Annotated in this window: 35 protein-coding genes and 1 pseudogene; all 36 read right to left on the minus strand. The window is 70.4% G+C overall.

What is annotated here, in order from left to right; translation table 11 throughout:
- Positions 1 to 643 precede the first annotated feature (643 nt).
- Positions 644 to 889: a hypothetical protein gene (locus ACQEVZ_RS55415; protein ID WP_433384002.1), complete on the minus strand. Its 246-nt coding sequence runs from the start codon at positions 887 to 889 to the stop codon at positions 644 to 646.
- Between the two features lie 38 nt (positions 890 to 927).
- The gene (locus ACQEVZ_RS55420) at positions 928 to 1476 is read right to left on the minus strand and encodes a hypothetical protein (protein ID WP_433384004.1); all 549 of its coding nucleotides are present in this window, start codon (positions 1474 to 1476) and stop codon (positions 928 to 930) included.
- 396 nt (positions 1477 to 1872) lie between these two features.
- The gene (locus ACQEVZ_RS55425) at positions 1873 to 2958 is read right to left on the minus strand and encodes a hypothetical protein (protein WP_433384006.1); all 1086 of its coding nucleotides are present in this window, start codon (positions 2956 to 2958) and stop codon (positions 1873 to 1875) included.
- A 151-nt stretch (positions 2959 to 3109) separates the two neighbouring features.
- Positions 3110 to 3427 carry a hypothetical protein gene (locus tag ACQEVZ_RS55430; protein ID WP_433384008.1) on the minus strand — a complete coding sequence of 106 codons (318 nt, stop codon included), beginning with the start codon at positions 3425 to 3427 and terminating at the stop codon, positions 3110 to 3112.
- Positions 3417 to 3701, minus strand: coding sequence for a hypothetical protein (locus ACQEVZ_RS55435; RefSeq protein WP_433384010.1), 285 nt, complete (start codon positions 3699 to 3701; stop codon positions 3417 to 3419). The genes ACQEVZ_RS55430 and ACQEVZ_RS55435 overlap by 11 nt, the downstream gene beginning before the upstream one ends.
- On the minus strand, positions 3698 to 4027 hold the full coding sequence (locus ACQEVZ_RS55440; protein ID WP_433384012.1) for a hypothetical protein: 330 nt from the start codon (positions 4025 to 4027) through the stop codon (positions 3698 to 3700). Before ACQEVZ_RS55440 ends, ACQEVZ_RS55435 begins: the two co-directional genes overlap by 4 nt.
- A gap of 736 nt (positions 4028 to 4763) precedes the next feature.
- Positions 4764 to 5132 (minus strand): hypothetical protein, encoded by a 369-nt coding sequence (locus tag ACQEVZ_RS55445; protein ID WP_433384014.1) that lies wholly within the window; start codon positions 5130 to 5132, stop codon positions 4764 to 4766.
- A 178-nt stretch (positions 5133 to 5310) separates the two neighbouring features.
- Positions 5311 to 5961, minus strand: coding sequence for a hypothetical protein (locus ACQEVZ_RS55450; protein ID WP_433384016.1), 651 nt, complete (start codon positions 5959 to 5961; stop codon positions 5311 to 5313).
- A 191-nt stretch (positions 5962 to 6152) separates the two neighbouring features.
- Positions 6153 to 7232 (minus strand): C40 family peptidase, encoded by a 1080-nt coding sequence (locus tag ACQEVZ_RS55455; protein ID WP_433384018.1) that lies wholly within the window; start codon positions 7230 to 7232, stop codon positions 6153 to 6155.
- A 140-nt stretch (positions 7233 to 7372) separates the two neighbouring features.
- Positions 7373 to 8494 (minus strand): hypothetical protein, encoded by a 1122-nt coding sequence (locus ACQEVZ_RS55460; RefSeq protein WP_433384020.1) that lies wholly within the window; start codon positions 8492 to 8494, stop codon positions 7373 to 7375.
- A 151-nt stretch (positions 8495 to 8645) separates the two neighbouring features.
- The gene (locus ACQEVZ_RS55465) at positions 8646 to 8885 is read right to left on the minus strand and encodes a hypothetical protein (protein ID WP_433384022.1); all 240 of its coding nucleotides are present in this window, start codon (positions 8883 to 8885) and stop codon (positions 8646 to 8648) included.
- On the minus strand, positions 8882 to 9526 hold the full coding sequence (locus ACQEVZ_RS55470; RefSeq protein ID WP_433384024.1) for a hypothetical protein: 645 nt from the start codon (positions 9524 to 9526) through the stop codon (positions 8882 to 8884). The genes ACQEVZ_RS55465 and ACQEVZ_RS55470 overlap by 4 nt, the downstream gene beginning before the upstream one ends.
- Positions 9527 to 9812: 286 nt before the next feature.
- The gene (locus ACQEVZ_RS55475) at positions 9813 to 10199 is read right to left on the minus strand and encodes a hypothetical protein (protein ID WP_433384026.1); all 387 of its coding nucleotides are present in this window, start codon (positions 10197 to 10199) and stop codon (positions 9813 to 9815) included.
- Entirely contained in the window at positions 10196 to 10774 is a 579-nt protein-coding gene (locus ACQEVZ_RS55480) for a hypothetical protein (RefSeq protein WP_433384028.1), read from the minus strand. Before ACQEVZ_RS55480 ends, ACQEVZ_RS55475 begins: the two co-directional genes overlap by 4 nt.
- 210 nt (positions 10775 to 10984) lie before the next feature.
- Positions 10985 to 11350, minus strand: coding sequence for a hypothetical protein (locus ACQEVZ_RS55485; RefSeq protein ID WP_433384030.1), 366 nt, complete (start codon positions 11348 to 11350; stop codon positions 10985 to 10987).
- A complete protein-coding gene (locus tag ACQEVZ_RS55490; protein WP_433384032.1) occupies positions 11347 to 11802 on the minus strand; it encodes a hypothetical protein in 456 nt (151 codons plus the stop codon). Before ACQEVZ_RS55490 ends, ACQEVZ_RS55485 begins: the two co-directional genes overlap by 4 nt.
- Positions 11799 to 12095, minus strand: a complete 297-nt coding sequence (locus tag ACQEVZ_RS55495; RefSeq protein ID WP_433384034.1) for a hypothetical protein — start codon at positions 12093 to 12095, stop codon at positions 11799 to 11801. Before ACQEVZ_RS55495 ends, ACQEVZ_RS55490 begins: the two co-directional genes overlap by 4 nt.
- Positions 12092 to 12781, minus strand: a complete 690-nt coding sequence (locus ACQEVZ_RS55500; protein ID WP_433384036.1) for a GGDEF domain-containing protein — start codon at positions 12779 to 12781, stop codon at positions 12092 to 12094. Before ACQEVZ_RS55500 ends, ACQEVZ_RS55495 begins: the two co-directional genes overlap by 4 nt.
- Before the next feature lie 97 nt (positions 12782 to 12878).
- Complete coding sequence (locus tag ACQEVZ_RS55505) at positions 12879 to 13502, minus strand: hypothetical protein (protein ID WP_433384038.1); 624 nt, start codon at positions 13500 to 13502, stop codon at positions 12879 to 12881.
- Positions 13499 to 13903: a hypothetical protein gene (locus tag ACQEVZ_RS55510; RefSeq protein ID WP_433384040.1), complete on the minus strand. Its 405-nt coding sequence runs from the start codon at positions 13901 to 13903 to the stop codon at positions 13499 to 13501. The genes ACQEVZ_RS55505 and ACQEVZ_RS55510 overlap by 4 nt, the downstream gene beginning before the upstream one ends.
- Positions 13900 to 14478 (minus strand): RNA polymerase sigma factor, encoded by a 579-nt coding sequence (locus ACQEVZ_RS55515; RefSeq protein ID WP_433384042.1) that lies wholly within the window; start codon positions 14476 to 14478, stop codon positions 13900 to 13902. Before ACQEVZ_RS55515 ends, ACQEVZ_RS55510 begins: the two co-directional genes overlap by 4 nt.
- A gap of 129 nt (positions 14479 to 14607) precedes the next feature.
- Positions 14608 to 15282 (minus strand): hypothetical protein, encoded by a 675-nt coding sequence (locus ACQEVZ_RS55520; RefSeq protein ID WP_433384044.1) that lies wholly within the window; start codon positions 15280 to 15282, stop codon positions 14608 to 14610.
- Between the two features lie 28 nt (positions 15283 to 15310).
- The gene (locus ACQEVZ_RS55525) at positions 15311 to 16042 is read right to left on the minus strand and encodes a hypothetical protein (protein ID WP_433384046.1); all 732 of its coding nucleotides are present in this window, start codon (positions 16040 to 16042) and stop codon (positions 15311 to 15313) included.
- Positions 16043 to 16208: 166 nt separating this feature from the next.
- Positions 16209 to 17240, minus strand: coding sequence for an ArdC family protein (locus ACQEVZ_RS55530; protein WP_433384048.1), 1032 nt, complete (start codon positions 17238 to 17240; stop codon positions 16209 to 16211).
- Between the two features lie 185 nt (positions 17241 to 17425).
- Positions 17426 to 17848, minus strand: coding sequence for a hypothetical protein (locus ACQEVZ_RS55535; protein ID WP_433384050.1), 423 nt, complete (start codon positions 17846 to 17848; stop codon positions 17426 to 17428).
- Between the two features lie 217 nt (positions 17849 to 18065).
- The gene (locus tag ACQEVZ_RS55540; protein ID WP_433384052.1) at positions 18066 to 18641 is read right to left on the minus strand and encodes a hypothetical protein; all 576 of its coding nucleotides are present in this window, start codon (positions 18639 to 18641) and stop codon (positions 18066 to 18068) included.
- 124 nt (positions 18642 to 18765) lie between these two features.
- A complete protein-coding gene (locus ACQEVZ_RS55545) occupies positions 18766 to 20136 on the minus strand; it encodes a hypothetical protein (RefSeq protein WP_433384054.1) in 1371 nt (456 codons plus the stop codon).
- 251 nt (positions 20137 to 20387) lie between these two features.
- Positions 20388 to 21062 carry a hypothetical protein gene (locus tag ACQEVZ_RS55550; protein ID WP_433384056.1) on the minus strand — a complete coding sequence of 225 codons (675 nt, stop codon included), beginning with the start codon at positions 21060 to 21062 and terminating at the stop codon, positions 20388 to 20390.
- Positions 21063 to 21169: 107 nt separating this feature from the next.
- A complete protein-coding gene (locus ACQEVZ_RS55555) occupies positions 21170 to 21709 on the minus strand; it encodes a hypothetical protein (RefSeq protein WP_433384058.1) in 540 nt (179 codons plus the stop codon).
- A gap of 16 nt (positions 21710 to 21725) precedes the next feature.
- Positions 21726 to 22127: a hypothetical protein gene (locus ACQEVZ_RS55560; RefSeq protein WP_433384060.1), complete on the minus strand. Its 402-nt coding sequence runs from the start codon at positions 22125 to 22127 to the stop codon at positions 21726 to 21728.
- Positions 22124 to 22465 carry a hypothetical protein gene (locus ACQEVZ_RS55565; RefSeq protein WP_433384062.1) on the minus strand — a complete coding sequence of 114 codons (342 nt, stop codon included), beginning with the start codon at positions 22463 to 22465 and terminating at the stop codon, positions 22124 to 22126. Before ACQEVZ_RS55565 ends, ACQEVZ_RS55560 begins: the two co-directional genes overlap by 4 nt.
- A 44-nt stretch (positions 22466 to 22509) precedes the next feature.
- The gene (locus tag ACQEVZ_RS55570) at positions 22510 to 23301 is read right to left on the minus strand and encodes a GGDEF domain-containing protein (RefSeq protein WP_433384064.1); all 792 of its coding nucleotides are present in this window, start codon (positions 23299 to 23301) and stop codon (positions 22510 to 22512) included.
- Positions 23302 to 23394: 93 nt separating this feature from the next.
- Positions 23395 to 24051 carry a hypothetical protein gene (locus ACQEVZ_RS55575; RefSeq protein WP_433384066.1) on the minus strand — a complete coding sequence of 219 codons (657 nt, stop codon included), beginning with the start codon at positions 24049 to 24051 and terminating at the stop codon, positions 23395 to 23397.
- Between the two features lie 483 nt (positions 24052 to 24534).
- The gene (locus ACQEVZ_RS55580) at positions 24535 to 24741 is read right to left on the minus strand and encodes a hypothetical protein (protein WP_433384068.1); all 207 of its coding nucleotides are present in this window, start codon (positions 24739 to 24741) and stop codon (positions 24535 to 24537) included.
- Positions 24742 to 24959: 218 nt separating this feature from the next.
- Entirely contained in the window at positions 24960 to 26096 is a 1137-nt protein-coding gene (locus ACQEVZ_RS55585; protein ID WP_433384070.1) for a replication-relaxation family protein, read from the minus strand.
- 148 nt (positions 26097 to 26244) lie between these two features.
- Positions 26245 to 26337 (minus strand): annotated as a pseudogene (locus ACQEVZ_RS55590) (GP88 family protein); the annotation flags it as partial.
- Between the last annotated feature and the right edge of the window lie 18 nt (positions 26338 to 26355).

Below are 26355 nucleotides of genomic sequence, written 5' to 3' on the forward strand. Positions count from 1 at the left end.
TTCGATGGCCGGTGCGTCGCCAGTGGCAAGGCCGAGCAGCTCGGCGGCGTCGGCGATCTCGCTGTCGGTGAACCCGTGCGCGTGTCCGGCCGCGTTCAGGGTGCGCAGGCCCCACCGGGGCGCAGCGCAGCCGGCTGGCGGCGATGGCGTCGCCGAGCAGGGTGCCGGAGCCGAACAGGAGACCGGGCACCTCCGATCGGGGGCCGGTGAGACGCCCCGGGTGGATGGCCTGCCGGGCGCCGTAGAAGGTGTGGCCGTCGAGGGTTTCTGGGGTGCCGAGCCGGGCCGTGAGCCGGTCGGCGAGCCATTGGCCCGGGGCCCGTGGCCCGCGCTCGGGGTAGATGTCGGGTCGGGCCTGGCTGCGGTCGGCGGACACGGTCCAGTAGGACCGGTCCGGGCACCAGTGACCGGACTGCTCGTTGTAGCCCTGGCCGGGTTCGCACGGCTCGCCGTAGGCGTTGGTGTCGGTGCCGACGAGGGTGATGATGGTGGCGCTGAAGTACAGCGCGCGGATGGTCCTCATGGCGTGCGTTACTCCTTCACGTTCGTGTGTGCAGAGGGCGCAGCTCGGCCGCTGGACCGGCGACACGGGTCGCGGACCTTCCACCGGCCGAGCTGACGTGGTTGCTGGTCCGACGGTCGGTCAGGCCCGAAGGAGGGCGATCTCGACGTGGTCGGTCAGGTCGATGAAGGCGACGAGCACGAGAAAGGTGGCGTTCTCGAACGAGTCGCCGGCCAGCCAGGCCGCCCAGTGCTCATCGCCGGCAGCGAAGGCCCGTGTCTCGGCGTCGGCGTACGGGTCGTCGAGCGACAGGTCGGCCTTGACCGCGATCACGGCCGCGTCGTCGTCGCTGTAGTGCCAGTCGCGGACGAAGGTGTAGTGCGTCACCCACGCGGAGTTTGTGGGCTTCGCGCCACGGGCGGCCATCAGGCGTTTCCGAACGGGTCGCGGGTGGACATCCGTTCGCGGTTCATGTGCACCCGGCGACCGTCGGGGTAGGTCACCTCGTGCCAGACGTCGTGCTCACGGCCGACGTCGCCGGGCCAGTCGGCGACCTTGGTGACCTCGCCCTGCCGGGCCTCGTTGGTCCAGACCAGCAGGCCCACCGTTACCGCGACGCCGTCGAAGGTGCGGTATTCGCGCAGCCAGGCGTCGAGTTCGTCTCCGTCCGCAGTGGTGTCGCCGGCCGGGGCGTCATGCTCGCCGACGACCTGGTCGGCGGTGTCTGCCGGTACGTCGGCGGCCGGCTCGGTCGGTGCGATCTGGGTCGCCTGTCGGGCTTTGCGTAGCAGGGAGGCGAGTTCGAGGTGTCCGCCGTTCCAGGCGATCTGGGCGATGAACTGCTGCTCGTTCTGGTCGAGGTCGCCGACGTCGCCGAGGGCGGTGCGGATCAGTGCGAGGTTGTGCTGCTGCTGGCGGGCCGCTGCGGCGTGCCAGTCGATCGGCTCGTGTTCGCCGATGGGTTCGTTGCTCACGTGCGTTTCCCTTCCGAGGTGCGCCCGTCTGGCGGGCATGGCACTCGGGGGGAACCGCTACGCAGATGCGCTCGCCCCGTTCGGGGCGGCCACCTGATGGCGGTTCCCCCCGAGTGGAGTGGTGGTGCTGGTGTGGCGTCATCCGGCGCAGGTGCACGTGCCGAGACGCGGTGATGGTTGTGTCAGGCGCTGCGGTCGTGCGCGGTGATGCCGGCCCTGCGGAGGCGACCGGGGTCGATCTGCGATGTCAGCGTGCCGACGTCAGCGCCGGGCGGGTCGTCGTCGGCTGGTGCCGTCAGCGGCCTTCGCGGTGTTCGGTCCGCGCCGGTGGCGTCCGCGGACGCCACCGGCCACGCTCGATGCTCGCCGACGCGGGAATGCGGACGGTGGAACCGTTCATTCGGCGGCGTCCTGCCAGTTGGTGTGTGCGGTGCTGATGGGAAGAGCGAGGTCGGTCCAGTGACGACCGGTCCAGAACTGCCACCGGAACACGGCCAGATACGGATGGTGGGGGCCTTCGGTCGCGGTGAGGCGAGCCGCCCACGCATGGCGTGCGGCGACGCTCGCGGGTATCCGTTCGGTGGTGAAGGTGGCCGCGATGTTGGCGTGGTCGTCGAGCAGTCGGATCAGTCGGCGCCCGAGCGCGTCGGCGGCAGCAGTCGCGTCACCGATCTCGTGCTCGTTGACGAGCGCCTGGACGACCTGTTCCTCGTCCGCCGGCATGCCCTGCCACCGGCATCCGGCGACGAACTGTTCCAGGTCGCGCCAACCGAATCGGTTGCCGCGGGGCCGGAACATGGTCGCTCCGCCGTGGCCGGCGTTCTCGATCGTGCCTGCTGGCAGGCCATCGAGGGTCACGTCGGCGGTGTAGGCGACGCCGCCATGGGTCTCCAGGTAGCGCACCGCGGTCACGGTGAGACGATCGTGCGGTGCGCGCATCGGCGAGTGGGTCAGCATGACGAACTCCTGGTGCTGACCGTAGACCGGAATGGTGCCGGCGATGCGGTCGCAGGCGGTCGGGTCGACAGCGGTCCATGACCAGCCGTCGAGGACGTACCGTCCGTCGTCGCCGGGCCCGATCCGTGTCTCGCCGTCGTCCTCGCCGTGGTTGCGGCGTTCGTCGACGACGAGTTCATCGCCGTCGAAGTGCATCGGTGGGATGTCATCGACCTGCGTGTCCAGTTCTTCGCCGGTCAACCCGAGATCGGCGAGCCGGTTGCGTTCCTGGCCCCGTAGGCGGTGCTGCTCGGCGACGATCGCCTCCGCGACGTCGCGGGTACAGGCGAACACGGCCGAGCCGTTCTGCGTGTCGATGAAGGTGCCGACGAACCCGACCGGAATACGTGGTCCGTTCGGTCCGTCGACCCAGGCCCAGTCGCCGGCGAAGACTCCGACCCCGCCGATCCGCAACCGGTCGGGATGCAGGTAGCTCAGCTCGTGGGAGTGCCCGTCGGGGACGTTGCCGGACGGTGGATGGGACATGGTTGCTCCTTGTGCTGAAGGGGCCGCCGCGCGCTGCGGTGGCCTGGGCGACAGTTCGAGGGTGGCCGGCTGCTGTCAGTGCGCCGCGAACGCGATCGGCGGGCGAGCGCGGCGGCCGAATGGTGCTCGGGCCGGTAACCGGCGTCTGGTGTTACCGGTCCTCGGGCTTGGCGGCGGACGGCGCGGGTGCCTGGCGGTCTTGGAGTGAACGCGCCTTCACGGCCGCTTTGGGTAGTCCGTGCTCCTCGACCATGGCCGTGGCAAGCCATTGGGCGTCTTCACGGCTGTCACAGGCGACGTGGCAGATGGCCCCGCCGAGGCTCACCGCAACGTCGGTGATGCGACCGGTGTTGCGGTGCGCAATGAGGAACCACACCCACCAGTCGCTGCCGCGACGGGTGGCGAATACCAGAACTTCGTTGACTTCCACGACATGCCGGGCGTTGCGGGAGCGGCGGCTATTCGCCATCGTGGATCCCGACGACGTCATCGGCTTCCAACGCGTGACGCAGCGCGGTCCCGGGCCGCTCGCCCGCGTCGTAGGCATCGCGCCAGGACCAGTCGGCGAGATCGAAGATCGACAGTGCGAACTGCTGGGCGCAGGTGACGTCGGCAACCAGAAGCCACGCGGCAAAACCGCGATCAGCGTCGGCGTAGTGCAGATATTCGGCGCCGCGTTGCGAGTCGAGGACCGCATTGATCGCGGCGCGCCGTCGGTCGGACTGTTCCTCCCACCGACTCATCGGACCGCCACCTCGATCCAGCTCAGAACGGTCGGGTAGTCGTTCTCGTAGCCCTGCCGCACAACCTCCAGAAGGTTGTGCGCCTGACCGGTCAGGTAGGCGGCGGTCGCGTTGACCACAAGGTTCATCGCGTCGCGCAGGCCTTCGTCGCCGGCGTCTACCGCGTCGAGAATGTCGTCGGCCGCGCGGTTGAGCGCGTCGGTCACCTGCTGAGCGCTGAACATGGGCGCCCAGGTTCCCTCAGCGGCGACAGACTGGTGCTCGCTCGCGAGTGTTGGTGGCTCCCGATCGGCGGTCCGGGGTGTGGTGCTGGCTTCGTCGCTCACGTGCGTTCCTTCCGAGGCGTGGCCCTGAGGGGCCTGGCGCTCGGGGCAACCGCGCATGGAGTGGCCGCCCCGTTCGGGCGGGCCACCTGATGGCGGTTGCCCCAAGCGGGGATTGTGTGGCGCGGCTACGCCGGCGGAGTTGCAGGCGTACGCGTCAGGCGCGAAGGAGCAGGGCCACGTGTGCGTGCGGCTCGGCCGGTATCGCGCGGCGATGTCGGCTGCCTGGACCAGGCGGGCGCGATCTGCCGGTTCAGCGGACCGTCGTCAGATCCGGGCGGATCATCGTTGCGCTGGTTTGTGTCAGCGACCTTCGGCTTGCCTGGCCCGGAGCATCGTGTCTGCCGCGGTGAGGACCTGGTCGCCCAGCTCGTCGAGCGCGACCACGGAGCCGAGTCGTCGAGGTGGTGGATCACCCTGGCGTGGGCGTACACCTCGACGGAGCCGCCGGCCCACCACGGGCCGACCGAGTCGGGCTCACCGAAGAGTCCGTGGTGAACGCCGTTGGCTTCGCGGAGCAGGTCGAGCCAGGGCCCGGGGCCGGTGTGCTGTCCCTGCGCGTCGAACGCCTTCGCGGGGAACTTGGTATGGAACATGGGCTGCCTTTCCGATGGTGATGCGGATCGACATGCCCGTTGGCACGTCGAGGACCGGGGCGGAGACGGTGAGCGTCGAAGGCGCGCGGGCCGGGATGTCGATGCAGACGTCCGCGCGGCCCACGAGCGGGGCCACAGTGGTGTTACAGCTGTCGCCATCCCTGGACCGGGCCGAGGGCGCTGTGGCGCACCCGGTCGATAAGGTAGTTCTGCATGGCGGTGACGACGTGGACCTCGTCCGGCGCGTATTCGGTGCCGTCCGGGGTGTCGGCGGACCGGTGCCACCAGCCGAACAGGGCGTGCATGAGGCGGCCGGCGGGGTCGAGGTAGAACGCCTCGCCCATGATCGCGTGGCCGATCTCGCCCTCACCGGCGAACCAGCAGGTGACCCAGGACCAGGTGTAGGCGTCGGCGATCTGCTTCGCGGTGCGGTCGTCAATGAGGGTCAGGGTGTCCTGCTGCGCGATGAAGACGCAGTGCCGGACGACGGCGGGATCGAGCTGGTTGAACATGCGCGGTTGCCTCTCTGTCGGTGATGTGTGCGTCGGTAGGCGTGGTGGTGCGAGTAGCCGCGTAGGCGGTCGCTCCGTCGGGGCGTAGGGCCTCACCGGGTCGGCGGGGTGGGTGCCCGCGCGCTGGCCGTCGGCGGCTGCTCCGACGTCGGCCGGGCGTGTTGTGGTCGATCCCGGGTCAGGCTGACGTGACCTGCCGGTCCTCCTGGCCGGTGTCCGGGGGTGTCGCGTACCGGCAGGTGACGTCCTTGCCGTGGTGCCGGCCGGCGCAGTCGATGTCGGCCAGGAGACGGTTCGGATCGGCCGCCTTACGGCGCAGCATCGCCTCGTACTCGTCGATCTGCGTGCCGTGCAGCCGCTCGTAGTGCACCTGCTCGGCAGCCTGGTCCGAGGCGATCGGGCGGTCTGGGAACGCTCGCAGCCACATGCGGAAGTAGAGGCCGGCGAGCGCACCGTGCAGCGGTACCTGCAGGCTGACCTGGGTGCAGACCAGGCATAGCTCCGCTGCGGTGGGGATGCGGGTGTCGGCGCCGGCCGCGATGCGCTCCAGCAGCTCGCGGACGTGGGCGCGGTAGACGAACTCGGCGCCCATGCCCGTGCCGATGTCGCGCGGCTGGACGAGGCTGAACGCGTGGTACAGCATGTCGGCCTGGTCGGGGTGCCGGCGAGTCGCTCGCTTGATCTCGTCCTCGGCCCAGTCCATCGCCGAGAACAGCCCCCCGAGATCGGACATGGTCGTGGCGACCAGAGAGGCCACGTCTGAGCCGGAGGTGTGTTCGTTGCGGTCGTGCAGCGGTGATGTGCTGCTCTTGGTGCGGGATTTGGTCATCAGCATTTGCTCCGTCCATAGTGGACGGGTGACGCACGTGCCGCCGGCCCACCACGGGCGGGGGTGGCGTGCGACGCCCGTGGTGGGTTCTTGCGTGGTGGCGCGATTGGTGCGCGCCGGGTGGAGCTACCGCAGCGTGCGGATGCCGCTGACGGCTGGTAGCCGGCCAGCTGTTCCCTGCGGGTGTGCGATCAGGTGGCGGCGACCGCCGGCGGCGGCCAGGTGACCACCCGGCGGATCGTCGCGATTTGGCGCCAGGCGGAGACCTGCGACAGTTTGACGACGTCGCCGGTGTGCGGGGCCTGGATGAGCAGGCCGCCGCCGATGTACATGCCGACGTGGCCGGGGTCGGACATTGTGCCGTCCGACCCTGGGATGAAGATCAGGTCCCCGGGCAGCAGGTCGGCGACTCCGGCGACCTGGATGCCGACGTGCTGTTGGTCGTCGGTGACCCGGGGCAGGCTGATCCCACCGTTGCGGTACGCCTGTTGCATCAGGCTGGAGCAGTCGCACTGCTTGGACGGGTCGCCGGAATGCGGTTCGGTGCACGAGCCACCGAACGTGTAGGGCGTGCCCAGCTGCTCGAACGCCCAGAAGATGGCAAGCGCCACCGCGTCCGGTGTGTTGGCGGGAAGGGCAAAGTCGGCGGGTAGCGCTGCCCCGTCGCCGGACATGCCGTCGCCGTCGGTGCAGCCGCCGTACATGCCGTAGGAAACGCCGACCAGGGCTGCGGCGTCGACCTCCCACTTCGCGTAGGCGTCGGGGTAGGCACTGCGCTGGACCGCCTGCGCCGCCTCGGTGAGAGGCAGCTGTTCCCAGTTCGGGACGGTCAGGAGCTTGTCGAAGAACTTGTTGGAGGCGTAGACGGGATCGCGGAGCTGTTCCGGGGTCCCCCATCCCTGGCTGGGACGTTGCTGGAACAGTCCGAGGGAGTCGTGGTCGCCGAGGTCGCCGAGGTTGCGCAGCGACGATTCCTGGATCGCGGTGGCCACCGCGATGACCAGGCCCCGGGTGGGGATACCCCGGCCGGTACCGACCGCGGCGATGGTCGCCGCGTTGGACAGTTGCTCGCGGTCGTAGCCGGTCAGGTCCGACGGCGGTGCGGTGGCGGTCGACGTGCCCGGCAGCGCGGTCGCCGAGGCGGCGGAGCCGGGGTTGATCGTCGGGGTGCAGGCTGATGCGGCACCGCTGAGACCCATGAGCCCGCCGACGCAGCAGACGCCGATGCCGAGCACGATGGCGATGAGCGCCTTGACGGCGCGGCCGGTCACGTCCGGCCTCCGATGGTGCTGTTCACGATGGTGTCCCTTCGAGGTGGTGCCACAGCGGGTTGCCATGGGGCTGAGCGGTCTCGGGCGCCTCGACGGGCCGCGGGTGGGTCACGGCGATGTGACCCACCCGCGGTGGAGGTTTACGAGACGGTTTCCAGGGGTGCGTGACCGTTGGACTGGGCCAGCTGCGCGAGCTGGACCAAGCGCCCGGCCGGCGGGATGGGCGAGTCCAGCAGTCGGGTCACGCCGACGGCGCGGATCCACTGGACCTGCCGGACCGAGATTCCGTGCCGGTCGGCGAACACCTTGTTGTCGACGTCGGGCTCGGCGACGAGCTCCGCCCACAACTGCCGCCACCGGTCGTACTCGGCCTGCTTGGTCGGCACCCGCTTGAGCACATCCGCGGGCGGCAGCACGACCTCGGGCCCGGGAGCGGGCCTGGGTGCGCGCTCGGGGTGGTCGTCGGCGACCGGCGGCGGCTCGACCACTCCGGCCACGGACGGCGGCACCAGCTGAACGCTGAGGGACTGGGCCCACGCCTCGGCGTCGAACAGCTCCATCAGCCGGGTTGCCACGGCGTCGATGTCGGCCGTCGTCACCGCGATCGAGGCGAGCACCGGATCTTCGTGCTGGGCCCGCATGTGCTTCTCGATGTGCGCGGCGAGGGCGGCGTTGCGCCGTTCGACACGCAACTGCTGCCGGGCGACCGTCAGCGATTCGTGCACGCCGTAGCCGTGCTCGACCGCGAGCGCCGAGGCGCGGCGGGTGACCTCGGGTTCACGCCGGCGCTGGGCGAACCCGAAGTCGGGGGCGGTGTCGGCGAGTTTCCCGGCGGCCCGCAGCGCGTCACGGCGGCGGGCGGCACTGTGCCCGAGCCAGATGCTGTACGCGAACACGCCGAGGCCGCCGAACACGGCGGCCAGGTACAGCACGTCGTGGTGACCGATGATGTTGATGGCGACACCGACGGTGACGGAGCCGGCCGACAGGATCCGCCACATCGTGGCCGGCTCGCCGAGGCGCTGCCGGGCGTCGGCGAACGCGCTGGTGACCACGCCGCCGAGGTCGATGACGACCGCGAACGGCAGGACGAGGATCGCCCGTAGCCACCAGGGGAAGCTGTCGGGCCACGGCGGGGTGACGACGCCGACCCAGATCTGGCCGATCGTCGATCCGGCCGCGGCGATGACGTAGAAGATCCAGGCCGCTTTCTCCGCGGCTGTGCTGTGCTCAGCGGTGCTGGCGTTGGCGTTGGCTTTCACGGCGCACCTGCCGGGCGGCGGTGGCGGGGACTGCTGGAGTACATGGGTTCCTCCTGCGTGGACGCAGGCCAGCGCCCCAAGCGGGACGCTGGCCGGATGGGCGTGGGCGTCCCGCTGCGGCGGGCACGGTGACGTGCCGCCGGTGACGGGATCAGGAAGTGGGGCGTGCGGTCCGGAACCGGGCCGGCCGGATGCGGGTGCGGACGACCTCGCCGGTGTCGGCGAGCGCCAGCAGCCGGGTCCGGATCGCCCCGTGGGAGCGGCCGAGCGCCTTGGCCAGGTCGTAGGGGCTGAAGTCCCGGCCGGCGTAGGTGTTCATGTGGTCGAGCAGCAGCGGGGCCAGCGCCCCGTCAGCCAGCCGCGGCCGGCCGTCACGGTTCGTCCCGGTCACGGCGCCGAGTCCCCGGTCGGGACGATGGCGTCCACGGCGAGGGGCAGCAGCGTCAGTTCGGTGGCCGCCCCGCAGGACGGGCACCGCAGCCGGGTGCCGGCCGGATCGTCGATGAACTGGTCATCGCGGCAGTACAGCGGCAGCCGGCTGTCGTCGGCGTTGTAGAGCAGGCCGCGGTCGAGCAACCACCGGTGCCGCGCCGGGCGCCGCAGGGTGACCGCATGCAGCCAACGCCAGTCGACGCCCGGACGCTGCTGATAGGTGACCGGTAGGTGGTAGCCGTGGAAGGTCGCGTCCATGACGATGACGCAGTCGCCGTGTCGGGGGTCGGTGAACCCGACAGCGACGAACTCTCGGTTGAACCGGACGGCCAGGGGGTCGTCGGCGCCGTCGCGGGTGTCGAAGATGCCCGTGTGCGGCTGATGCGACCACAGCGCGCCGCAGCGGGCGCGGATGAACAGCGTGGCGACGGTGAGCCGGTCGAGGCGTCGCACGTGGTCGTGCAGGGCATCGTCGAACGACAGCAGCGCGTCGTCGAGGTCGGCGACCCGTGCGGTGGTGTAGGCGGCGGTCCACGACTGTGCGTCGATGGTGAAGGTCCGGTGGTGCAGGGTGACCGCCGGCTTCGAAGTGCTGGGCATCGGTGTTGCCTCCTGATCGGTTGGCACCGACGCCGCGGGCAGCCACAACCGGCCGACGCCGGGTGCGGGGTGCGCTGCTCGCGGCGTCGGTGCGTGGAAGCGTCGGGCGGAGTCGCCGACGCTGCAGGATGGGTCGCGAAGTCGCGGCGACGTCAAGGCGACCTGCGGCGATGTGCCGACGAGCGTCGCGAAAGTCGCGGCGACGTCAGGCGATCCGAGGAGCGGCGCCGGTGTGAGTCGCAGAGCAGACGGCGACCGGATGGTCACCCGGTTCGGCGCGGAGCGGTTACGGCTCCATGGTTTTGTCACCGCCGGCGGTGTTGTCGTCGGGCCAGCGCGGGATGTCGGCGCTGGCGAAGATCTGGTCGAGGTAGAGGGAGTTGGAGTCGGTGTAGGAGACGTGATCGTCGTAGGTCTCCAGCCGGAACTGGATCTCCTGCCACTGCTCATCGGTGAGCGGAGCGCCCCGGTCGGCTTCGATGTAGCCGCGGTCCATGTACGCCACGGCAATGCCGGCGTTGTGGCTCAGGTGCAGCAGCGCCTGGGTGGCGTCGATGAAGCACGCCACGTAGGCCTGGTAGGCGTGCTCGGTCTGCTGGGCGTCGTGGCGCGGCGGGTCGGGCCGCTCAACGGCGGCAACGACCAGCGTGTCTGGTGCGGGTTCGGTGTTCACTGCGGGTCTCCTTGGTGGTGGCAGGGGCAGGTGCACGGCGCCGGCTGCGCGTCGGGTGCGGCTGTGGCCTGTCCGGGGCAGGTGTCGCACCAGCCCAGGTAGCAGCGGCGGGTGATCGGGCTCGTCGCCGCCGCAATGGTGGTGACGTCTTCGGCGACCCAGATGGCGCCGAGTCCGTTGTCGAGCAGCCACATGTGCGACCAGCTGGTCTGGTAGCGGACCTTGAGCCCGAGCAGGCTGTAGTCCGGCCACAGGTCGGCGTGCGCGAACTGGAACCGGTGGCCCTCGAAGTCGCAGCGGCAGCGCCACACATCGGTGCAGCCGCAGTCGGTGACCGGCACCGTGGCGAGGGCGTTGTACCCGATCGCGGCGACGTGCCGGCCGATGCCCATCCGCGGCACGATCTCGTTGATCAGCGCCCCGGTGGAGAACGGCAGGCTCGGCTGGTCGACCGGCCGCACCCAGCGCAGCTGCGGGATCTGCTCGGAGAACCGGAGCCGACGTGCCGGGGTGAGGTTGTGCTGCAGGCCGGAGATCAGCCAGGTGCGGCTGGTGTCGGCGCTCAGCGTTTCCACGAGCAGATCGGCAGGTGGCCGATCTGGGCGGTGGCGCCGCACGCCAGGCAGGTGGTGGCGGTGTGATCGGTGCCCTCATCGAGCAGGGCAGGCAGGTCGCTCATCGTGGTCCTCTCCAGATGGCGCCCCGGGTCTGGGGCGTGGGATGTTCGGGCAGCGAACAGCCCAGCCGCGCCGACGGCGGGGCCGGGCTGTGGGCTGGGCTGCCGGTCAGGCGGGACGGTGTCCCTCGGTGCGGGACCCGGTGTGCTCACCGTCGGCGGCGCTGCCGGCGGCCGGGGGCGGCGGCGGTCCGTACGTGCTCAGATCCGCTCGTCGGTGCAGTGATCGCTGCGCCTGGACCCAGGTCAGGCCGTGGTGGGGGCCGTAGTCGCCGTTCTCGGCGTGGTAGGCCCCGTCGGCATGCCGGACGTGCCAGACGACGTACAGCGGCTGGTCACCGAAGTGGGCTGCCCGCTCGGTGCGGCGGCAGATGACGACCCACGACTGGTCGCGTTCCTGTTCGCGGATGGCCGTGATCACCGGGTAGCCGTTGACGGTGGTCGGGATCGGCACCAGCGGCGGCAGCGTCGTCATGAGCGCCCCCGGTCGGCCAGCAGCAGCGCTGCCAGGGTTTCGGTGATCGCCTCGGCTTCGTCGAGGTACTCGTGCCACGCCGGCGGTGGGATCTCGGCGGCGCTGTCGATGTTCTGCTGCTGCGCGTGGACGTGCATGGCTGCCTGCCAGCGCCGCAGCCGAAGCCGCAGCCGGGCGAGCCGCCGGACGTCGCCGGGTTCCACGACGATCCGCAGCGCTGTGACGCCGCGCAGGTCCGACCAACCGTCGCACGCGTCGGCGGGTGGGGTGCCCGGACGGGCGTCGACGATGAGGACCCGGTCGGCCGGGATGTGGGTGGTCGCGGTGTGCTGGGCGGTCACGGACTCGATTGCCTCAGCGCGCCCGGCGGCGGTGACGACGTACGCCGGCGACGGGTGGCCGAGGTTGGCGGTGTCGGCGACCGCGATGGTCCACGCGGTGGAGGCGTTCATCGGGGGCCTTCCTCGTCGTGGGCTTCCAGCGCCGTGTGCACGAGGTCGGCCAGTTCGGTGTAGGTGCCCGCGCGACGGTCGTGGTCGTCGGCGAGCATCTGCGCGCCGTCGTGGGAGATGAGGGAGTTGGGTCCGTTGAAGTGCCCGGCGTCCCGGCGGGTGCGCAGGTGCTCGGCCAGTTCGGTGTGGTGCTCGGCGGCCGTGCGCAGCGCCGCCGCGAGGTGTTCGACCCGGGTTTGGTCGCCGAACACGGACGTCAGGTGTCGCAGGGCCGATAGCTTGGGCTTGTTCATGACTGGCTTTCCTCTCGGTGGGTGTCGTCGCCGGCCGTGTCCGCGGCGGTGCGGCGGCGTTCGAGAACGGGCATGCCGGGCTGCCACAGGACGGCGACCCCTCGGGTGCGTTTGGCGACCTGCAGCGCCGTGTTGGCGCGGCCCAGCACGATTGGCCCCGGCGGGGTTCCCCGGCCGGTGATCGCGGCCAGGCCCATCGACGCCGTCACGCCGACGTCGATGCTGTGCCGGGACAGCGCCACCTCCACCGGCCGGTTGAGCGCCGCGAGCAGGGCCGCGGTGAGTGCGTCGCTGTCGGCGGCCGTCTGGTCGGGCCAGAGCACAGCCATTTCGTCGCGGCCGAGTCGGTACGCGGCGCCGCGGTGCAGCGATGCCTGGTGCTGGGTGACGCCGGCGAGCAGGGTCAGCAGCTGGTCGCCGCCGCGGTACCCGCACCAGCGGTTGATCTGGGCGAACTGGTCGACGTTGACGATCGCGAGCAGGATCGGCCGGCCGGCGGCGTGCAGCCGGGTGAGGTCGGCCAGCAGCACCGCGCGGGTCCGTAGTCCGGTCAGCCGGTCGTGGGAGGCCAGGTACAGCGCGCGGTCGTGGCGTCGGCGCAGCACGGTGTTGCGGTGCAGCGTCCACGCGAGGCCGGCGGTGCTGGCCGAGGCGAGGACGAGCAGGACGATCTGAAGGGTGGACACTGGATGCCCACACCTCCTCTCCGTGAGGCTGGAGGTGTGCGAGGGCAGCCGGTAGCCGCCGGCTGCCCTCACCTCGTCGATGGGTGGCGCCTGGGGTTCAGGCGTGCCCGGGACGGTGGTCGACGTCGATGCGCGTCGAGGTGACCTGGACCTGGTGGCGTTCAGTGCCCCGGTCGACGTTGGTGATCCCGTCGAGGTCGACGGCGATGAGGTGGTCGAGCCGGCCGTCTTCGGGGTCGTGCTCGCCGTCGATCTCGAACTCGCCGGTGACGGTGTAGGCCACCCGCAGCCGAGGCGCGTACGCCGGCAGGTGGTGGCGGCGCAGGAAGGCGTTGGCGTCCTGCTGGTCGAGCTGCCCGTCGCGGACCCGCTCGACCAGGAACGCACGGACGTCACCGAGGAGCCGTTCGCGGTCCTGGCGGGCGTCCTGGACGTGCTGACGCTCGGTGGCGAGTTCCCCGACGGCCCACAGGTAGGTGCGCCGGGTGCGGGCGAACGCCTCGGTGAGCAGCCATGCTCGGGTGACCGGGTCGGTGATCAGCTCGGCGCGGGTGTCGGGGTCGACGGGCAGGATCACGCTGTCGCCGGCCAGTTCGATGTGGCCGCTGCTGTCCTGGCCGACGAGGATGCCGCTGCGGGGCAGGTCGGGCAGTTTCACGGCGGGCAGCCGGTCGGTGTGGGAGGCGAAGATCTGCCCCACGGTCAGGGATTCGTTGGTCACGATGCTCCTTCGAGGTGGGGGGTGTTGTACGGGCCGCCGACCCGGACAGGGAAACGGCCAGCGCTGGCGGACTGCCAGGTGTGCACCGGTGTGAACGGGTCGTCCGTCCGGGGCCGGCGGGCCACCAGGACGGTGGGTTCGCGCCAGGCGCCGGGCGGTCGGTGCTCGTAGCGCTCCGACAGGCACCGGACGTACTCGACGTCGGAGGAGAAGGCGTAGTAACGGCCGTCGAACCAGGACCCGCCGAGCCGGTCGCAGCAGGAGACCGACACCGGGTACCAGCCGTTACGGCTGACCGTGACGCAGTGCCCGCAGGTGAGATCAAGCTCGAACGTGCACAGCCGGTGCAGCTCCATTCCAGCGACGTCCGACGGGTCGGCTGCTGGGGTGGGTGTGGTCACAGCGCACCGTCCGCGATGCTGCGCAGCCGGCGGACGGCTTCGGCTTCCAGCCACCGCACCGCGTTGCGGGTGCGGTCCATCTCGGTCGCGGCGACTTCGCGGGAGTAGCCGTCCAGGCGCAGCTGGAGGGCTTGGCGCTGGTTGTCGGTGAGCGGCGCGGCGGCGATCAGCGCGGCGAGGAGGTTGATCCGCTGGCTGTCGGGCGCCGGCGCGGCCGTGGGGAGGGGCTGCGCGTGCAGCTCGTAGGCGGCCCGGATGTGCCGGCGGTTGGCCCACATGTGGCGGTAGCAGGCGTGCGACGCCAGCCGCAGCAGCCACGACACCACGTCGTCGTCGGCGGTGGCGAGCTTGGCGAGAGCGTCAACGAAGGTGTCGTGGACCAGGTCGTCGACGGCGTCGCGGTGGTGGACACGGACCCACACGTACCGGGTGATCAGGTCGCGGTAGGTGTGGTACAGCTCGGCGAACGCGTCGCTGCTGCCGGCCTGGGCTTCGTGGAGCAAGGCCACGGCCTGCGGGCTGGTGGCGGTGCGCCGCCGGTCGGGGCGGGCGGGCGTGGTGGTGCTGGGTGCCATGTCGGAGCCTCCCTGAAACGGGGATGGGTCCGGGCACGGCCTGATAGCCGTGCCCGGTGCGCGGATGCGCGAGGTGGCCGGGCAACGGCCAAAAAGTGGTGCGGTGCGTGGCGGGATCCGCCGGTGCTGTTAGCCGGCGTGCATCTCCTCGATGGCGGCCCGCTCGGCGGTGTCGACGTCGGGTGCTTCGACCGCGAGGGCCCACAGCCCTTGCTCGTCGTCGCTGTCGTCGCCGCCGGTCACCTCGTGCCGGCCGGCGATGACGCCGACGGGGATCGCCTTGTCTTCCTGCCAGACGCCGAGCACGGTGTATACGCCCTTCGGCGTCAGCGCCGCGCGCAGCAGGTCGGCTTCTGTGTTGACGAGGCCGGCGACGTGGCCGAGTGCTTCGACGGCGGCCTCGATGCCGCTGGTCTCGGAGTGCTGGGTGAAGCCGTCGAAGCCCTGGTGGCGGGTGGCCAGCCGGATCGCCTGGCCGTTGATGGTCAGGTCGGCGGTGACGATGCCGCAGCCGTCGACACCGTCGCCGTCGGCGGTGCGCCAGATCAGCACGTTCGTCAGCGGGAGCCGGATCGTCCAGACGCCGGCAACGGCGTCGTATCCGAGCGCGGCCAGCAGTTCCTCCAGCCGGGCGACGATGCTCAGTTCGACGGTGCTGAACGTGTCGTCGATGCCGTACTCGGCGGCGGCGCCGTCGAGCAGCCACTGCCGGGCGGCGGCCGGGTCGTAGACGATCACCGGTTCGCCGCTGTCGGTGGTTGCCAATACCGGCGCGGATTCCTTGTGGTGCCTGGGGTCGGTCATGTCATACCTCCGTGGGAGTGGTGGGTGCTCAGGCGTCGGCGGTGAAGACGTCGGTGCCCTGGACGGTGACCCGGATCGGGACGGTGCTGGCCGGGCTCAGCAGCCACAGCTCGGTCTCGTCCAGGTGCACCGAGACCTGCAGAACGCCGTCAGGATTGATGAAGGCGAACACCCACACCCCGGCGACCTGGATGGATGGCTGGACGACGTCGAACGTCGCCGGGTGGAACGCGGCGGCCAGGTTCACGGCGACCGCGTGGATCGGCGTCGAGGTGTGCCGCTGGCGGTAGCCGGCGGCCCGATCCAGCCAGATCTGCGGCTCGCCACCGGGCATCGGTATCCCGGCGTTGGTGTCGGCGTACCGCTCGCACCGCGCCGCGACCGTGTCGCACCAGCGGGCGGCGGCCTCGTACAGGTCGGCCTGGGTGAGGGATTCGACCGGCCTGCCGAGCCTGCCCCCGCGGCCCAGCGGACGCGTCGACAGGTCGTAGACCTCCAGGTGCAACCCGTGCTGGTCCCCGTCGAGGGTCAACCGGTAGAGGTAGCTGAGGTCGCCGGGTACGCGACCCAGATCGGCGGACTCGTCGTCGGGCAGGGAACCCGGATGGTCGGCGGCGTACCGCAGGTAGCTGGCCACGGTCAGCGGCTGGTGCTGCTCGACGGTCCAGGTGTAGAAGTCGGCCAGGTGCGGAACCTGGAACTCGGGGCTGGCGGAGCCGGAGCGGAACCAGCGCTGCGCGGTGGTCTGAGCTCCGATCATTGCATCGATAGCGATGACGGCGCGTGCTCCCATCTGATGTCCCTTCTTCGTTGTGGGCATGGCGAACCGGCCGTCCGCGCGGACTGCGCGGACGGCCGTTGCGGTGAAGTGGTTGGCCCTCAGACCGGAACGCCGCGGCAGCAGCTGGCCGGTGACCCGATGTGGGTCAGGCCGCCTGCAGCTCGTCGTCGGCATTGGATTCGCCGGTATCGGCGAGCGTGGGGGTGAGGCCGGCGAGGATGGCCTTGGCCACCTTCAGCACGGTGTCAGCGCACGCCTTGACCAGGCCGAGGTCACCGTCGGCCCAGCCGAGGACGTACGCGTCGCTGTACGCCTGGGTGTCGAGCCCCAGCGCCTTGCACACGATGTGCGCGACGCTTTCGGCTTCGGTCTCCTTGCGGCCCCGGTGCAGGTCCTCGCCGAGCCGGGTGCCGTCGGCGTGCTCGCAGCGGATGTGCGCCAGCTCGTGGACGGTCGTCTTGACCCGCTGCGCGCCGCTGACGTCGTCGCGGACCTTCACCGCGCGGACGGTGGCGCCGGTGACGGTGACGCCGTTGGCCTGGCCGAGGTACCGGCTGCCGGGCGGTGCCAGTTCGAAGGAGTAGCCGGCGTCCTTGATGAGCTTGACGACGTCGTCGTAGGCGTCGGTGGGGTCCTCGCCGGTCAGCAGCTGCGCGGTGGCACCGCCGATCGCCTTGAGCCGGCGGGTGCGCTGGATCGAGGGAACTTCGAACGGTGCGCCGTCGGTCTGGCTCAGCTCGAACGTGTTCACCAGCCGGAACCCGACGACCTGGACGACGGGACGGCCGCGGTCGTCGCGCCTGACCTTGCGGCCTTGCGCCTCCCATTTCGCGGCCTCCTCTTCGCTGGGTCGACGTTTGATCGGCGCCCAGATCTTGAAGGCGGTCTCGCCGAGCCGGACCTGCCGCTGCTCCTTCAGCCAGCCCGTGGACTTGTCTTTCTTGCCGTACGGCAGGAAGAACTGCGGTTCGATGCCGCGCTCTGCGGCCTGCATCAGCAGCAGCAGTTGGTTGCTGAGGGTGTACCGGGCGCCGAACGCGGCGACCTGCTCGATGAACTCCAGCCATTGGGCCGGGTCGGCGGCGATCCGGGTCAGCCGCTCGTCGAAGTCGGCTTTGATCTTGGCGAGGAACTCGTCTCGTTCCTCGGTGGATTGGGTGGTGGACTGCTTGGCCATCAGGGTGGCCCTCCTTTTTCCCCGCCTCGTGGCGGCGGACAGGTTGGGACCAGCGGCCCCAACCTGCCCGTGGGCACGAGGTGTGGGACCGCGACACCCCGGGGTCGGGGCGCCGGTCAGCGGGTTAGCCGGCCGAAGGCGGCCAGTTGGATGTCCTTCCGGACTGTGGCGGGATGGTTGGGCGGTCAGTAGTTGAGTGGCTGGCCGTTGACGGTGACTGACGGTGTGTCGTCGACCAGGCGCAGCACGGTCCCGGCCGGTAGGCAGGCGCGGTGGCCGTCGGTGAAGGTGACGAACCACCAGCCGTCGCGGCCTTCCCAGGCCGGCGCGGCGACGGTTTGGGTGGTGCCGTCGAACTTGAAGACCTGGTCGCCGGAGGACGCCCGCTGCACGGGCAGCAGCCGCACGCCGTCGGCGGGACGGATCACCCACGGCGGCACGACACCGGTCAGCGGGGTTTCCCCGGGGGTGCGCAGTTCGACGCCGACTGCGGTCCGGGCGATGGAGGTGACCACGGCGGGCAGCCAGGCGGTGCGGGAGTTGACGTGGACGGGCTGGCCGATGCGCAGCTGGTCGACCGGCATGACGGTGGATGGATTGAGGTTCATGAGAGGGCTCCTTCGCAGGTGGTGCGGGCAGAACCCGGGCACGACCATTCGGCCGTGCCCGGGGTTGCGCGGATGCGCGGGTGAGCGGCCGGGCAACGGCCGTGGATGGAGCGGAGTACGGGTGGATCAAGACCGGCGTGCTGTCGGTTCGCCGGTGTCGACGAGATCCGGGTGGGCTCGAACTCAGCGGCAGGCGATCTGCGTGAGCGGCAGCGGCCTACTTGGTGGTGCTCGCCGGTGGCGCGTCGGAACGCTGCGGCGGGAGGCGGAGCGCTGCGGCGCGGATGAACACGTCACGGTCGGGGACATGCCAGCCGTCGCTGCACACGTTCTGACGCTGACCCTGCAGATTGACCATGACGTACCAGCCGCGGTCGCCGGGCGGTTGCAGGGCCAGGTCGACCGGCCCGTGGTCGGCGATGTAGGCGCTGGTGCGGTTGCGGGCCTCAGCCTTGAGGCGGGTCACGAAGGCGCACGCCGGGCTGGCCTCCCAGCCGGGGTGTTCACAGGACTGGTAGTCCAGTGACGCCGCAGCCTGTCCTACGACCTCAGGGTCAACCGGGCCGGGGTACGGCTGGAAGTGGTAGGCGTCGACGTCGCGGTCCGTGAAGTCGAGCGGGCCGGGCCGGTCGCCGTCGCGGTCGGCCGGGTAGAGGTGGGCGACGCTGTCCAGGTTTTCCCGCCACAGCATCCGGCCGGTCTCATCCGCGTCGTCGCGGTTCAGCAGGTCCCAGGACTGCGCGGCGGTGAGCAACAGGTCGAGATGATCAGATCCGACGATCCAAGCGCTCATGGGTCGTTCCTTCCTTGCGGCTGTAAGGGGGCTCGCGCACGCCACCCGGGGAGGACGGCGAGGTGATTCAGCGGGAGGCCAGGACGTGTGCCCTGCCGGTAGGCCCGCTGCTTGCAGGAGGGGGTCAGTCCTGCGCTACAGGGCGAAGGGTCGCCGCGAGGGCCGCGGTCTTGGTGGCCGTGCGGAACATCGACACGGCGTTGGCGGCGATGTCGGCGATGCCGTCTTCTCGCTCTCGCGGGGTGAAGGGCAGGCAGGCGTGCGGCCCGACCCGGAACGCCGGCAGGTTGTAGTGCTGACGGGCGACGACGGAGCCGTCCGGGAGGGAGTATTCGTCGAAGGACGCGAGGTCGAGTCCGTCGATGTCCGTCTCTTGGTTGCCGGTGCAGAGGATGACCAGGTCGTAGGTACGGCCGTCGATGAGCGCCATGCCGGGCAGCGCGACGGGCCGGGCCCTGCGGGTCACCACGTTGAGGCGCCGGACGCCGAACCGGTCGGCGCGAAGGTAGCGGCCGATGGCCTGGTATCGGCCACGGATCTGGTCCTGCCAGTCGTCGCAGGTGGTGGGCAGCTGGTCGGAGTACCAGTCGATGCGTTCCACCGTGTCCAGGGCCGCGGCGGCCATGAACGGCTGCGGCGCGACGCCGAGGAACGATTCGACCGCGCATTTGGCGGAGTCACCGCCGCCGACCACCGCAGCGCGGCGCACGCCCCGCAGCGGCCACAGGGTGGCCATGCGTTGCATGAACTGCGGGAAGGCGAGGATGGTGGTGCCGTTGGCGGCGTTCTGGGGGTCGGGGTCCCCGAGCCCTCGCGCGTCGATGACCCGTCCGGCGCCGATCGAGTCGCGGTCCTCGAAGTCGATTCCCACTCCTGCGCCGTCCTGGGTGACGGCCCGCACGTTGGTGGAGGTGACCACATCGGCGTACTGCGCCAGCGCAAGCCGGATGACAAAGGCCATGTCGGTGTTGGTCTGGAACTCCGACATGGACACGTTCGCGGCCTGGATCGGGGCGCCGGGCAGGTAGTTCAGGCTCGCGCCCTGGTCGCCGGCCAGTCCGGCGCTTCCCGGGCGGTTGCGGGAGTTGAGGTTGAACGTCGGCCGGCCGGTCATCGCGAAGGTGCCGCCGGCGCGGTCGGAGCGTTCCAGCACGAGCGGCTTCGGGTAGCCGCTGAGGACTCGGGTGGCGGCGTACACGGCGGCGTGGAACCCACTGCCGATGACGATTTCCCGGTCGGTGCGGCTGGAGCCCAGGAGGGCTTCGCGGCGTGGTCCGTCGGACCAGTAGGTGTCCAGCGCCTGGTCAGCGACCTGGCGTCCGTAGGGGTCCAGGGCGATACCGGTCAGCTGGGCCTGCAGCGGGCTCGGGAACTCCGACTGGCGGTCCATCATCGCCCGCATTCCTTCGGAGGCGGTCTGGTTCAGCGCGACGGTGGCCAGCAGCGACTCGATCGGCGCGGCCGGCTGGAAGGACAGCGGTGACGTGTCGGGCATGGTGGTCTCCTTCGGAGGTCACCAGGGCACCGCGCCGGCCGACATACCCATCCCCGGTCTCCCGGGGGTGTGGCACGCGGCTGGCGCGGTGTCCCGGAAGGTCAAGCGGATGGGTGGTTGCGGTCTGGTCGGCTACCAGAACCGCCTGAGCAGATCGCCGACGTGGTCGGCGTCGAGCGGCACGCGTTCCCGACCCGGCGGGCATCGCCGGATAGCGGGCGCTGCGAGCGGCTGGAGAGGCGGTCGCCCGATCAGGCGGCGGTGCCGTCCTGCGTGCGCTGCGGGTAGGTGGGGACGTCGGGGAGGGTCAGCCGGCAGCGGCGGTCACAGGTCGGGCAGTAGATGACGGCCGAGTCACCGCAGTCGCACATGACGTCGGTGGCGCCGTCGTCGAAGCGGGCGCAGTCCCGGCACGGCGTGAAGGGTGCTTGCCGGCCAGGGCCGAACAGGGCGGCGATGGTGGTCTCGTGGCCGTTCCCGTCGAGCAGGCTGGTGTCGTCGTTCCACGTCCATCGGTGCCCCTCGGGGCAGACGATGTCCACGGCGCGGACCTGGTTCCAGTAGCCGTCGTCGCTGGTGATGTCCAGGTAGACGGTCGGCCGGTCGCCCTCCTGCTGCACGAGCGCGTACGCGCCGCCGTCGGGCTGCGGGCTGGAGGCCAGCACGATGTTGACCGGGCAGGTCAGGCAACCGTGGTCGTGGTAGATCGGCGCGCCCTCGGCGATCGCCCAGTCGCGGGCGGCGCACCACAGCTGCATGCGGGCCGAGATGTCCATGCCGGACCGGTACTCGGTGAAGACGTCCAGGTTGACGAACTCCCGCAACGATGCGGTCAGGTCCTCGTCGGGTTGTCCGACGCGCTGCTCGGTCCAGGCGGTGGTGTCGATCAGGTAGTAGCCGTGTTCGATGATCACGCTGTCGTTCATCGTCGGGGTTTCCTTTCGTGTTGGCCGCCGCGGTCGCGGGCGGGGGGTAGAACGCAAGAAGCCGCCCGGCCCGAAGGGCTCGGCGGCGCGGGTGATACCGGGTGCGATCAGGCGGCGCAGGTATGCAGCAGGTCGGCGGCCTCTTCCCTGGCGTAGGCGTGGCCGTACATGCCCCACACGGACTCGACCTCCAGCCACTGCTCGACCGCGGCGGTGGTGCCGTCGTCCCAGGTCGTGGTGCCGGCCCGGCGCCGCTCGACGATGACGCCGTAGACCTCACCGTCCAGCCACGCCTGCCATTCGGCGCGTTCGCTGGCGAGGTCCGCCGGTGTGGTGGTGATCCCAACGTGGCGCCGGAAGTCGGCGGTGTCGAAGCACCACACGTCGGTGTCCCGGTTGAATGCGACGGCGATCGCCGTGACGCCGTGGAACATCCTCAGGTAACGCTGGAACAGGTCCCGGCCCAGTGAGTGCCAGGCGGCGAGGATCATGTTGGCGGCGTGCGGCACGTACACGCCCTTGGCCAGGTATGGCGTCGTCCGCGCAGCGGTCACCAGAGCCGGGGCCAGGGCGTCACCGTCGGGTTCACCGGCGTACTCGTCGTGGACCACGCGGGCCCGCCAGCCGGGGTGGCGGTCATCGGTCACGGTCGAATCCGGGTCGTCAGACATCACTGCCGCCTTCCGTGCCGCGGCGCTCGTCGTCGGACCACTGACTGAGCCGGTCGCCCTGTCCACGCAGTAGCGCCGGGGCGTCGTCGGTGAGGTAGTCGGCGAGGATGGCCGCCATCTGCCGGTGGGTGTGGGCGATGCCGCCGGAGCGCAGGTCGGCGCCGGAACACACCAGGGCACCGTCGAGCCAGACGCCGTAGATCCAGCCGTTGTCCGGATACACGGCGCCGATCTTGCCTCCGCCCGCGGCGACGATCCGGATCTCCAGCACGGGATCGCCGTCGCGGACCGCCGGGATCGGATAGGTCGCTTCCGGCTCACAGCGATACACGTCGAAGTAGTCGACGACGTGGACGTCACCGTCGAGGGTGGTCAGGTGGGAAGGGCTGTTCATGAATGGCCTCCATAGGTCGTGGGTGTGATCGAGTGGCCGGCGCCGTCGACGAGGTCGCAGTCGCGGACGTGGTCGACGATCAGGTCGGCCTGGGTGTCGTCGATGTGGCGGCGGCAGCCGGGGCAGGTCCAGCAGCCGGGGCGGTGGTGGAGCAGCTCGCGCAGCTGCTCGTCGGTGGGGTACTCGTCGAAGCAGCCGTCCTCGGTGAGGTCGGTGCCGTCGGCCAGGTGCGCCTCGAACGAGCGCCCGCCGTCGGCCCAGACGAGTTCGGTGATGGTGACCTGGCTGGTGTCGATGGTGCGGACACCGCGGTCGATGCTGCGGATGATGGTGCTCACGATGTGCTGTCCCTTCCTTGGGGATCGGTGATGGTTCAGGGTGGCTACTCGTCGGCCGGCTGCGGCTGCTGGTCGCGGGGCCGCGCGGCGGGCCGCACGCCGCGGGGCAGCGGGATCCCGTCGCGGCACGGGTCGTAGTGCTCGATGCAGCTGCGGCGCTGTTTCGCGGTGCGCATGGCGGCCTCCGCACAGCCGAGCGCGGTGTGGGCGTCGCCGCCGGTGGTCGGGAATATGCCGACGCTCGCCAGGACCGGCATTGCCTCGCCGGCGATGAGCGCCGTTTCGTGCTGCAGCGCTCGGGCGAGGGCGGCGGCGAGCTGGTGGGGTGGTTGGGAGGTCGCGATGGCGAACTCGTCACCGCCGAGCCGGACGAGGAGATCGTCGGGTAGCAGGGCGTGGGCGAGCCGTTCGGCCAGGGCGGCGAGGTAGCCGTCGCCGGCGGCGTGGCTGAGCCGGGTGTTGATGGCCTTGAGACCGTCGGCGTCGCAGAACGCGACGGTGACCGCGGTGTCGGTGGGGGTCGCGTCGAGGTGCCGGTAGATGAACCGGCGGGTGCGCAGGCCGGTGACGCCGTCGGTGTTGGCCTCGGCCAGTTCGGCCAGCAGGGCATGTTCTCGGGCGTCGCGTTCGCGGTCACGCCGGGCAGCGTTGACGTGGATGAACAGCACCTGGCTGATCGCCAGCACGACCATGATCACGGTGCCGTACGTGCTGTACGGGTCGATGAGGGCGATCATCACCAGCATCAGGAGTAGGACGCAGATGGCGTACGTGAGGGGTCGGGTGCGGTGGCCGGGTCGTGGGATGAGGTCGAGGAGGTCGCGGAAGGTGGACATGAGCAGGCAGCTCCTTGGCACTGAGGGGTTGAAGGGTGTGAAGACGCCGAAAGGCGAACCGGGGGTCCCGGTTCGCCTTTCGTGGAGGAAGGGTCAGTTGCCGGTGAGGGCAACGAGTTGATGTTTGGCGGTGAGGGTCCGCAGGTAGGTGTGGGCTTGGTCGAGGTAGGTGAGCAGGTCCGACAGCCGGCCGGTGGTGGGTTTGAAGTGGTTACCGGTGACGGTGAGCAGGGCGTTGGCCGGTACGGCCGTGAGCCCACCGACGTGGGTGTAGGTGTCGCACCCGGCTTGGAAGGCCTCCAGGTGGTTGGTGGACAGATCCATGACCCGGTTGGGCAGGAGGTTGTAGGTACGCATCGCGGCGATGCGGGGCTGAGCGAGGTAGCCCTGTTGGGCTTGGGTGAGGGTGTACTTCTTCTTGTCGGCCGCGTGACGGTCGTAGAAGGTCCAGAACGGCTGGGCGGGCTTCGTCTGAGCGACGACGCGGTGCCAGACGGTGTAGCGATGGTAGTAGGAGAGGCGGCCAGCAGCGGCCATGGCGTCGAGGTCGAGCAGTCCGAGCGGCCCGCCGGCGGCGGTGTGCTTGGAAGCGTTGAGGAGTTTGCCGGTGAAGAGTCGGCGGGTGGTGCGGAAGTGGTTCACCGCAGTCGGTGAGGAGATGCCGGGCAGGAGCGCGGCGGCGGTGGCTTCGAGGGTGTCGATGGGGGTGGCCTGAGGCAGGCACACGATGGTCCGGGACGTCTCGGGCATGGTGAAGGTCACCTTCGGTGAAGGGGTGCGCGGGTGTGTGGGATCGCCTCAGCACGAGGGGGCTGAAAGACGGAGATGCGACACGTGTCGCGGGGTGGAGCAGCTCCGGTAGACCGGAGGGGCGCAGTGGAAAGCGCGGGTGGTGCGGGTTGGGCGTGGCGCCGACGGGAGGTGGCAGGCCGACCGGCCGAAGCGGGTGGGCGGTTGCTACCGCGGTCGTGGGCGAGGAGCCCGATGGTGGGTGGAGCTGGGGGGTTTCAATGAATGAGCCTTCACCGTAAGCCCGCCACCCAACAGCAGACCCGAACCGCGCTGCCGACCGAAACCGGCGCTGAGCTGGGCTGTTGGGTGAATCGGCGGTGAAGAAGACCGGGTTGGTGGCCGCCTGTTGGGTGCGGGTCTGCCCTGTTGGTTTACCGAACCGGGTGTTGGGCGGCGCGACTGGTCGACCGGCGGTGCGTGCGCCAGCACCGGTCCAGTGGTTCAGCAGCTGACGTCCAGGCGGGTTGGGCTCATCGGGTTCGCCGGGTGCTCAACCGCGGCTGCGGGTGGGCAGGCGGCGTTCGATACGCAGGCCGTCGGCTTCGATGCCGAGCAGGTCACGTCACCGATGGCGGGCACGATGTCTACGACGAAGTACCAGGCGGGCCACGTGGCGTCGGTGACGTCGACGGTGAACCCGGCGAGCATCCCGGCGACGCACAGCCACGGGCACGGCCGGTGGATGGTTGGAGCGGTACCAGGGCCGGGGCGTACAGGGCTCGGCGGATCGCGGGCCGCGACGGCCCTGACCTGCGCTGTTGGGTGAACGGCCGCGCAGGTGGCCCGCACACGGCCGGTCTGTTGGGTGGCGACCCCTGCCCTGTTGGGTCGCCACCCAACAGGGCAGGGTCGTGGGTTGGGTGGTGCTACCGGTCGCCCAGGACCAGCAGCGGGTCCTGGGCGGGTGTCGGCGTCCCTGGATTGATCGGGCCGGTCTGTCCATGGGAGCTGTTCAGGTCCGCGAGTGTCAGCCGGTGCCTGCCGTTGCCGACCAGGCGCCATACGGCGCCGGCGGGATCGGTGCCGCTGTCCGGGCTGGTGGTCGCCACGACGACCCCTCCGTCCATGCCTTCGGCGAATCGGCGGTGCAGGTTCTGTTCCCGTGCCCGGGAGGGCAGGACGAACAGGACCGGGTAGGAGGGGCCGCCGTCGTTGCGCAGCCGGCGGTGGGAGGCGATCTTGCCGATCAACTTTCCGAGTGGCTCGGTCCCGGTGTCGTACTCCAGGAAGAACCCGACGCTGCGTCCGCCGTCGACCCACACTCCGTGCCCGTCGGGCTGGACTCGTCGCCCGTAGGCGGCGCTGGTGTCGCGTTCGGACCACCACCGGGCCAGCCGGGTCTGCGGGTTGTGCCGGGCGTGCACGAGCAGTTGGATGAAGAACTCGTTGATGCCGAGCAGGTGATCCAGCCTGGGGCTGGAGAAGATCCGGTCCTGGCGTTCCCGCAGTGCCTTGAGCGTCGGCGGGGTGTTGTCGCCGGAGAGCGCGACATAGCGGGCGGACAGCGGTCCAGAAACCCAGCAGAGCGGGCGAGGTGCGCCGGGTCGGTTCCGGACGAACCGGTCGATGAAGCGGAGCCGGCGAAGCGCGTGCAGCCGGTGTTGGCAGGTCGTCGGACTGTCGAAGAAGACGAGGGAGAGCTGGGTGGTGGTGAGCACGATGTGTTGATCGAGAAGGTGGGCGATGGTGTAGTCGCGAGGACGAAGACGGGTGGAGATGTCGAGAAGGGCCGAGGAGGAAGAGGAGTGAGCAGAGGACGACGGCGGAGCAGTGGGCGAGGACGAAGGAACGGTTGACGGTGAGGATGCAGGCGGAGGCGAAGGAACGGAGGGAGACGACATAGGAGAAGAAAGGGAGGACGAAGAAGGCGAGGAGGCGGGAGACAGGAAAGAGGGAGTTGATGGATGGATTGAAGGCGGACTGCCGTATGAAGCTGGGGAAGCAGTATTCCCCACCGAGAGGTCCCCTACAGGGAACTGTCGGGCGTCGGCGGATGCAGGCATGAGGGCTCCTAGCTGCGGTGTTGGGTGAGTGGGCCGGCCTGGGGCCGGCAGTACGGTGACCACGGCTGCGCCGAGGCCAGGCCGGGGCCACGACCGGGGCGAGGCCGAGCCGGATCGCCCCAACAGGTGGCTGCGGCAGCGTCGTGGCGGTGACGGCGGGCCGGGCCCGGCAGATGCGTAGCCAGGCGGCCGGAAAGTCGGAGTGGAAGTCGCCGGCGTCGTGGATGCGGACCCAGGCGCCGTCGACGTCGGGCCTCTG

The organism is Dactylosporangium sp. CA-152071 (assembly GCF_050936335.1).
Lineage (GTDB): Bacteria > Actinomycetota > Actinomycetes > Mycobacteriales > Micromonosporaceae > Dactylosporangium > Dactylosporangium maewongense.

Excerpts from the sequence above, each read along its gene's own strand:
- ACQEVZ_RS55535 (WP_433384050.1), bottom strand. The coding sequence starts at position 17,848 with ATGAACCTCAATCCATCCACCGTCATGCCGGTCGACCAGCTGCGCATC.
- ACQEVZ_RS55430 (WP_433384008.1), bottom strand. The coding sequence starts at position 3,427 with ATGGCGAATAGCCGCCGCTCCCGCAACGCCCGGCATGTCGTGGAAGTC.
- ACQEVZ_RS55450 (WP_433384016.1), bottom strand. The coding sequence starts at position 5,961 with ATGACCAAATCCCGCACCAAGAGCAGCACATCACCGCTGCACGACCGC.
- ACQEVZ_RS55520 (WP_433384044.1), bottom strand. The coding sequence starts at position 15,282 with ATGACCGACCCCAGGCACCACAAGGAATCCGCGCCGGTATTGGCAACC.
- ACQEVZ_RS55545 (WP_433384054.1), bottom strand. The coding sequence starts at position 20,136 with ATGCCCGACACGTCACCGCTGTCCTTCCAGCCGGCCGCGCCGATCGAG.
- ACQEVZ_RS55570 (WP_433384064.1), bottom strand. The coding sequence starts at position 23,301 with ATGTCCACCTTCCGCGACCTCCTCGACCTCATCCCACGACCCGGCCAC.
- ACQEVZ_RS55585 (WP_433384070.1), bottom strand. The coding sequence starts at position 26,096 with ATGCCTGCATCCGCCGACGCCCGACAGTTCCCTGTAGGGGACCTCTCG.
- ACQEVZ_RS55530 (WP_433384048.1), bottom strand. The coding sequence starts at position 17,240 with ATGGCCAAGCAGTCCACCACCCAATCCACCGAGGAACGAGACGAGTTC.
- ACQEVZ_RS55445 (WP_433384014.1), bottom strand. The coding sequence starts at position 5,132 with ATGTTCAACCAGCTCGATCCCGCCGTCGTCCGGCACTGCGTCTTCATC.
- ACQEVZ_RS55490 (WP_433384032.1), bottom strand. The coding sequence starts at position 11,802 with ATGAACGCCTCCACCGCGTGGACCATCGCGGTCGCCGACACCGCCAAC.
- ACQEVZ_RS55560 (WP_433384060.1), bottom strand. The coding sequence starts at position 22,127 with ATGAACAGCCCTTCCCACCTGACCACCCTCGACGGTGACGTCCACGTC.
- ACQEVZ_RS55515 (WP_433384042.1), bottom strand. The coding sequence starts at position 14,478 with ATGGCACCCAGCACCACCACGCCCGCCCGCCCCGACCGGCGGCGCACC.
- ACQEVZ_RS55550 (WP_433384056.1), bottom strand. The coding sequence starts at position 21,062 with ATGAACGACAGCGTGATCATCGAACACGGCTACTACCTGATCGACACC.
- ACQEVZ_RS55435 (WP_433384010.1), bottom strand. The coding sequence starts at position 3,701 with ATGAGTCGGTGGGAGGAACAGTCCGACCGACGGCGCGCCGCGATCAAT.
- ACQEVZ_RS55495 (WP_433384034.1), bottom strand. The coding sequence starts at position 12,095 with ATGAACAAGCCCAAGCTATCGGCCCTGCGACACCTGACGTCCGTGTTC.
- ACQEVZ_RS55575 (WP_433384066.1), bottom strand. The coding sequence starts at position 24,051 with ATGCCCGAGACGTCCCGGACCATCGTGTGCCTGCCTCAGGCCACCCCC.
- ACQEVZ_RS55470 (WP_433384024.1), bottom strand. The coding sequence starts at position 9,526 with ATGCCCAGCACTTCGAAGCCGGCGGTCACCCTGCACCACCGGACCTTC.
- ACQEVZ_RS55425 (WP_433384006.1), bottom strand. The coding sequence starts at position 2,958 with ATGTCCCATCCACCGTCCGGCAACGTCCCCGACGGGCACTCCCACGAG.
- ACQEVZ_RS55485 (WP_433384030.1), bottom strand. The coding sequence starts at position 11,350 with ATGACGACGCTGCCGCCGCTGGTGCCGATCCCGACCACCGTCAACGGC.
- ACQEVZ_RS55540 (WP_433384052.1), bottom strand. The coding sequence starts at position 18,641 with ATGAGCGCTTGGATCGTCGGATCTGATCATCTCGACCTGTTGCTCACC.
- ACQEVZ_RS55525 (WP_433384046.1), bottom strand. The coding sequence starts at position 16,042 with ATGATCGGAGCTCAGACCACCGCGCAGCGCTGGTTCCGCTCCGGCTCC.
- ACQEVZ_RS55580 (WP_433384068.1), bottom strand. The coding sequence starts at position 24,741 with ATGCTCGCCGGGTTCACCGTCGACGTCACCGACGCCACGTGGCCCGCC.